This is a genomic window from Paracoccus benzoatiresistens, assembly GCF_026913015.1.
Lineage (GTDB): Bacteria > Pseudomonadota > Alphaproteobacteria > Rhodobacterales > Rhodobacteraceae > Paracoccus > Paracoccus benzoatiresistens.
This window is the reverse complement of sequence record NZ_JAPTYD010000111.1, coordinates 1-5769: the sequence shown is the minus strand read 5'-3', so window position 1 is coordinate 5769 and position 5769 is coordinate 1. Positions and strand designations below refer to the sequence as shown.

Annotated in this window: 8 protein-coding genes; 5 read left to right on the top strand and 3 right to left on the bottom strand. The window is 63.4% G+C overall.

From position 1 onward, the window contains the following. Window positions 1–175 precede the first annotated feature (175 nt). Together OU682_RS23355 and OU682_RS23350 are read right to left on the bottom strand one after the other, a co-directional pair. On the bottom strand, window positions 176–814 hold the full coding sequence (locus OU682_RS23355; protein ID WP_268944580.1) for a Vgb family protein: 639 nt from the start codon (window positions 812–814) through the stop codon (window positions 176–178). A gap of 9 nt (window positions 815–823) precedes the next feature. Continuing rightward, complete coding sequence (locus OU682_RS23350; protein WP_268944579.1) at window positions 824–1924, bottom strand: winged helix-turn-helix domain-containing protein; 1101 nt, start codon at window positions 1922–1924, stop codon at window positions 824–826. Between the two features lie 206 nt (window positions 1925–2130). Here OU682_RS23350 and OU682_RS23345 point away from each other — a divergent pair, with 206 nt between their 5' ends. Both OU682_RS23345 and OU682_RS23340 read left to right on the top strand, forming a co-directional pair. Then, on the top strand, window positions 2131–2379 hold the full coding sequence (locus OU682_RS23345; RefSeq protein ID WP_268944578.1) for a hypothetical protein: 249 nt from the start codon (window positions 2131–2133) through the stop codon (window positions 2377–2379). Continuing rightward, window positions 2376–3065: a DUF899 domain-containing protein gene (locus OU682_RS23340; protein WP_268944577.1), complete on the top strand. Its 690-nt coding sequence runs from the start codon at window positions 2376–2378 to the stop codon at window positions 3063–3065. Before OU682_RS23345 ends, OU682_RS23340 begins: the two co-directional genes overlap by 4 nt. A 208-nt stretch (window positions 3066–3273) precedes the next feature. On the opposite strand, the gene OU682_RS23335 is transcribed toward OU682_RS23340, so the two are convergent. Further along, window positions 3274–3552: an SH3 domain-containing protein gene (locus tag OU682_RS23335; RefSeq protein WP_268944576.1), complete on the bottom strand. Its 279-nt coding sequence runs from the start codon at window positions 3550–3552 to the stop codon at window positions 3274–3276. Between the two features lie 339 nt (window positions 3553–3891). Between OU682_RS23335 and OU682_RS23330 the strand changes: the two genes are divergently transcribed. The 3 genes from OU682_RS23330 to OU682_RS23320 are packed head-to-tail and all read left to right on the top strand — an operon-like array spanning window position 3892 to window position 5554. Beyond that, window positions 3892–4311 carry a hypothetical protein gene (locus OU682_RS23330; protein ID WP_268944575.1) on the top strand — a complete coding sequence of 140 codons (420 nt, stop codon included), beginning with the start codon at window positions 3892–3894 and terminating at the stop codon, window positions 4309–4311. 2 nt (window positions 4312–4313) lie between these two features. Next, on the top strand, window positions 4314–4850 hold the full coding sequence (locus OU682_RS23325; protein ID WP_268944574.1) for a cupredoxin domain-containing protein: 537 nt from the start codon (window positions 4314–4316) through the stop codon (window positions 4848–4850). Then, a complete protein-coding gene (locus OU682_RS23320) occupies window positions 4847–5554 on the top strand; it encodes an RNA polymerase sigma factor (RefSeq protein WP_268944573.1) in 708 nt (235 codons plus the stop codon). Before OU682_RS23325 ends, OU682_RS23320 begins: the two co-directional genes overlap by 4 nt. Window positions 5555–5769: the final 215 nt, after the last annotated feature.

The following is a 5769-nucleotide window of genomic DNA, read 5'->3' as shown; positions in this document are numbered from 1 at the left end:
TCGCGGCCTGACTGGAGCCAACGTCACATGCCCGGAGCCCGCTGCCCGGCAATTTCCACCACATTCGCGACACGACCTTGCCGTTCGGACCGTGCCATTGGGGGTGAGTCGGTTTGCGCCAGCTGTTCGAGCAAGATTTTGCGCCCCGAGCATACCCCCCCCCTTAAACCAGCGGCTATCTCGCCGCCCTCGGTCGTCGCACGACACGCAGCCTGCCGCTGACTCCGCCGCCACAGAAGAACCTTTCGGCACCATCGGATCCGAGGCCCGAGATGATTTTTCCCTCGGGCATCTCCATGCTGTCCAGCACAACACCGCTGAGCGGGTCGATCTGGCGCAACTCGCTTTGCCCATTTTCCCATGTGCCATGCCAGAGTTCGCCCTCGACCCAGCTGACCCCGGTGACAAAGCGGTTCGAGCGGATCTCGCGCTGAACCTCGCCGGTCTCTGCATCGACCCGGATTATCGCACGCCCGTCATATTGCCCCACCCAAAGCGAGCCCTCGGACCAGGCCAGACCTGAGGCCCGCTCGCCTCCGGGCGCCGGGATCGTCGCCACCACCCTGCCATCGGCGGGGTCGATCTTTCGGATCAGGGATTGCGCGAGCTGGTAGAGGTGGCGGCCGTCGAAGGCCGTCCCGGCATCGGCAAGCATATCGAGAACCTGTCCGGCTTCGCCGCTTTCGGGATCGATGGCGAGCAAGTGATCGCCGGCCGCGACCCAGATGCTCCGGCCATCGAAGCTGACGCCGTGGATTGCATCCGCCCGGGGAAAGGGACCGTATTCACGGAGGATTTCGGCTTGGTGTTTCATGCTTCCATCTTACTCCCGAGGGGCGTTCACCGGGAGCAACAATCCTGTCGGGAAACCCGGAACCCCCGCGAATGTCCAGCGCCGCGACTTGCCATGGCCGAACCATTCGACCCTACCGGACCGGCTCAGCGCATCAAGCATGCGTTGCACCGTCCGTGGACTGACATCCAGCGCCAGAGCCAGGCCCGAACTGCTCCAGGCTTCGCCATCGGCAAGGAGCTCTAGGATAGCCGCATTTGGTCCTTGGACTGGGGGTGCGAGGACTACAGGAGTGCTTTTTCGCGGCTTCAGGGTATAGCCCCGGCGCGTCGCCGCAATCCCGGCCAGCGGGGCGAGCAGCTTGCGCAGTCTGGCAATCTCGACCCGCAGGCGGGCCCGGTGCGAGTCATCCGCCTGCCGGGCACGAAAAACGCGCTGCAACATTTGTTCGCGCGGGACGTCATTCGGCCAGGCCTCGGCCAAGGTGCGGAGCAGCCCAAATAGGACCGGCCGGCCGCGCAGATCCACATTATGGGGCCCCTGGCGCACCCGGTTTCGGCACGCATCGACCACCAGTTTCTCCGAGACCAGGACCTTTTCGACCTCGGCAAGGCTGAGGCTGCGATCCATTCCTTCCATGATCAGCCGGGCCGCCGGTGCCCGGGCGGCCTGCCGGGCGGTTTCCACCTCGGCCAGCAATGCCGGAACTGATGCAACATGCGCGGCGCGAGCTGCCTGATGCAGGGCGAAACGGGCTTTGCCGGCTTCGACCCGCCGCATTGCGATGCCGACCGCGACAAGCCAATAGCCCGGTCGCGACACGCTCGGCACCATTGCGGGATCAATCGAGGACAGAAGGTCTTCGGCCTGGCCCAACCGACCGAGAAGCAGGGCCAGCCGCGCTTGCAGGTAGATCGCATGGGCAAGGTTGGATCGGTCGCCGTACCCCTCAAGGATGCTTCCCGTTTGCTGCAACAATTCCATCAGCCCGCCCAGATCACGCAGCACCAGCGAGATTTCGGCGACTGCCAAATTGCATCTGGCGACCATCAGGAGTGAGCCGGAACCGAAGCCGCAGGCGGCGTCACGCAGCAGATCACGGGCACGCGACAGATCGCCCAGTTGCGCCATGGCAATCCCCCGTAGCGCGCGGGCATGGGGGTCTTCTCGCAGGGCCACCCGCTTCAGGGCCCCCAGTGCGTTGCCCGAGGCAAGGGCCCGCGCAGCAGCCGCGATCACTGTATCCATCGCAATCCCGCCATGTTTGTTACTCACCCGCGGCCTACAACCGGCCGTAGGATCGAGCTGCGTCATCACCATCAGAGAGGAGGCGAGACATGACAAGAGCGAAGGATTATGCCGGATGGCTCTCCCTGGCCGCATCGCCGAGCTTTGCGGTGATGGCAGCGATGACTGCGCTGGACGGAGGAGGTCTCTGTCTCTCGGCACCCGGCGCCTCGCCGATGAGTGGCATGACCGGGATGTATCTCTTGATGAGCATTTTTCACCTGCCGCCCTGGTTGCGGCTGATTGCCTGCCTGGCAGGCTTCCCTCGCAATTCCAACTTAACGGAGAATAACCCATGACACCGGCAATTGTATCGCGCGAGGAATGGCTCGACGCTCGCAAGTCCCTGCTGGCCCGGGAGCGCGCCATGACCCACGAACTGGATGCGTTGCGCGCGCAACGCCGCCAGCTTCCCTGGGTCCGGCTCGACAAGACCTACATCTTCGACGGTCCGAATGGCGCGCGATCGCTTGGCGACCTGTTCGAGGCTCGCAGCCAACTGGCCATCTACCATTTCATGCTGACACCGGGATCGGACAATATCTGCTCGGGCTGCTCCTTCATTGCCGATCACGTCGACGCGGCGCGGCAGCATTTTGAGCAAGCCGATCTCTCCTTTGCCGCAATCTCGCGGGTCCCTGTCGAGCAGATCCAGGCGGTCAAGACGCGGATGGGTTGGACCTTTCCCTGGCTGTCCTCCGCGCGCAACAGTTTCAACTTCGATTTCGCAGTGTCCTTCACGCCCGAGGATCGCGAGGCCGGCCGCGCCATCTACAATTACGGGACGGTCATCCGAAACAGTCCGGACATGTTCGGGACGAGCATCTTCGCCAAGGACGAGAGCGGTGACATCTTCCACACTTATTCGACCTATCATCGCGGCAACGAGCTGCAGATCGGTGCCTTCAACTGGCTCGACCTGACCCCAAAGGGACGCAACGAGACCGGCACCATGAGCTGGGTACGCCTGCACGATGAGTACTGACTGAAGCTTGGCGGAGCGGCAGAACCCGCCGCTCCGCAATCCAGGACATCGAGGACTTCGCGCTGCGATGGATGAGCGAGGCTTCGCATCTCATCCTATTCATGGATGTCGACAATCCCGCTGCGCGGCGTCTGTGCGGCCGCTTTGGCGGATGCCGCATCGCGGCGGGGTTCGAAGTCAAATGATCGAAATGGGCCGAATGTCGCTGTCAGCGATGCGCTAGATATTCCGCTGAAACGTACCCCGAAATACGAGGCCTATCGGTGAGCGAGGCTCTGCACCAGACCTTACCGTCATTTGTTACGCAGCTCTGGCGGGTGAGGCGCGTTCCGTCGGGCAGGCCGATTATGATGTTGTGGTCCAAGCCAGGACCTTCGCGAAGCTTCAAGAGATCGTCAGGCCCTGCGCCCTTGACCACTGCACCAGAACCGACCGCGCATCCGGTGGTGATCACGAGAGCGAGAAGTGCAGCAAAATGAGTTCGCATTATCTGACCTTGATCGTTTTGCCATCACTACGACACCGTCACGCTAAATCACCGCAGGCATGTGCGCGATGCTGATAATGGATTGCACAAGACCAGCCATCGAAAGTCCGTTCTGCCTCATAGAGCGGCGGTTCTGGTCAGGATCTCGCCGCAGCGGCAGTTGAGCGGCAACTTCGGAGAATGCAGCAACGCAGCATGGGGTGAGGCCGACCGTCCGCTAAGGGCCGTTCGGGCAGTACAAAGATAGGATCGGTCGGCGTCTCACGTGAACCTTTTTGCCGGGATCGCATCCAATGAGTGAGGCCGGGTGGATCCGGCCCGCCATGGAAAGGTCCTCACATGCTTCGCCCCATTCCCCTCCTCGCCGCTGGCCTCTTGCTTGGCGCCCTGCCCCTCTTGGCAACGGCCCAGACAGCACCTGATACAGCTCCGCCTGCCGCTCCGTTCCAGAAGGTCAGCGAGCTTGTCACCCTGCCGGACTTCCTGCCCGGCCTCGGCACGCTTTATGTCGATCCGGCGAGCCTGCCTGCCGGTCCCTTCCTCGGCTATGACCACGACGGCAAGCTGTCGGCCACGATCTATATGGCGCCGCTCGAAGATCTGGAGGGTGGCAGTGCCTTCAACGACCTTGCGGTCGGCAGCAACAGCGTCACGTCGGTCGATATCTATTACAACGCCGGGCATCCCGGTGTGGAGAAGCCGCATGTCCATGTCGTGCTCTACCACGACATGGCCGCCAAGGCGCGGCTGGCGGAATGAACATGAACCGCCGGATGCTGATCACTTGGGGGGTGGCCCTGCTGTGGGCCGCCCAGGTGCGGCCTCGGCGTGCAACCGCGGCCGGGCCGCTGATGATCGAGATGAAGGGCAGCTTGCGGGGCGAGAAGGTCTGGTTCGTCCCCCTGGGCCTTGCCGTGGACCCCGGCGCGATGATCCGGTTCGTGAACCGCGACGCAGGCAACAGCCACACGGCTACGGCCTACCACCCCGACATCCTGGATCGACCGCAGCGCATTCCGAACGGGGCACAGCCCTGGGACAGCGACCTGCTCCTGCCGGACGAGGCTTTTGAGATCACGTTGACCGTGCCTGGCGTCTACGATCTTTATTGCCAGCCTCACGAGCATGCCGGCATGGTGGCGCGGATCGTCGTGGGCCGTCCAGGGCAGGATCCCGGGTGGCAGGGCCCCCCCGCCGAGGCGGGTGATCTGCCTGAAGCAGCGCTGGCCGCCTTTCCGCCAGTCGATGATATCCTTGCGCAAGGAGCCGTGATGCCGGGCCCTGGAGAGAAAACATGAACAAGCCCTCCAAGATGATGTCCGACTGCGCTGAACGTCAGATGTCCGAGGCAGCCCTGGTCGCGGCCGCCCGCCTGCACGAGGAGGCAGCAGTGCGCGAGCTGATCCGGCGACTGAACGGGCGGCTGTTTCGCGTCGCGCGTGGCCTGATGTCCACCGACGCCGAGGCTGAAGAGGTCGTCCAAGATGCCTATCTCGCCGCCTTCACGCATCTGGACGGCTTTCGGAACGCGGCGCGGTTCTCGACCTGGATCACCCGCATCACCCTGAACTGCGCGGCCATGCGACTGCGCAAGCAGCACGCGCAGGAGGAATACGATACGGTCGAGGAACCTGCGCTCCGCAGTGGCGAGGTAGTGCTGTTCCCCGGCTTAGAGACCGAACCCACGGAAGCCGCTCTTGGCCGGATGCAGACGCGCGCCCTGATCGAGGCGGCGGTCAGCGAGCTTCCATCCGATATCCGGCTGGTGTTTCTGATGCACGACGCCTCCGGGCTGAGCCTGCACGACATCGCGCGGGACCTTTCGCTGCCGCTCGGCACGGTAAAGACCCGCTTGATGCGCGCGCGTCATCGCCTGAGGCGAATCATCACCGACCGCATCCAGGGCGGCTTCGAGACGATCTTTCCTTTTGCCGGCCATCGCTGCGCCGGCATGGCCGAAAGCGTGGTGGCCTTGCTGAAAGAGCGGCAGCACCTTCCCTGAGTTCCTGATGTGCGGGCTGAGTGGGACGTCGATTGGAAACCGACAGGCTCAGCTTCCTGGCAATCAGGAGCTTCCATCAGCGGGTCAGGCGTTGCCTGGACGCTGGAACGATCAGGACTGCCCCCTCCCGCCGGAGCGACTAGGGCGTGTTGACGTTTGAGGGTTTCCAAACTGATCGCTGGCTGATTCAAGGCTGCCAAATGGGAGGCAACCTT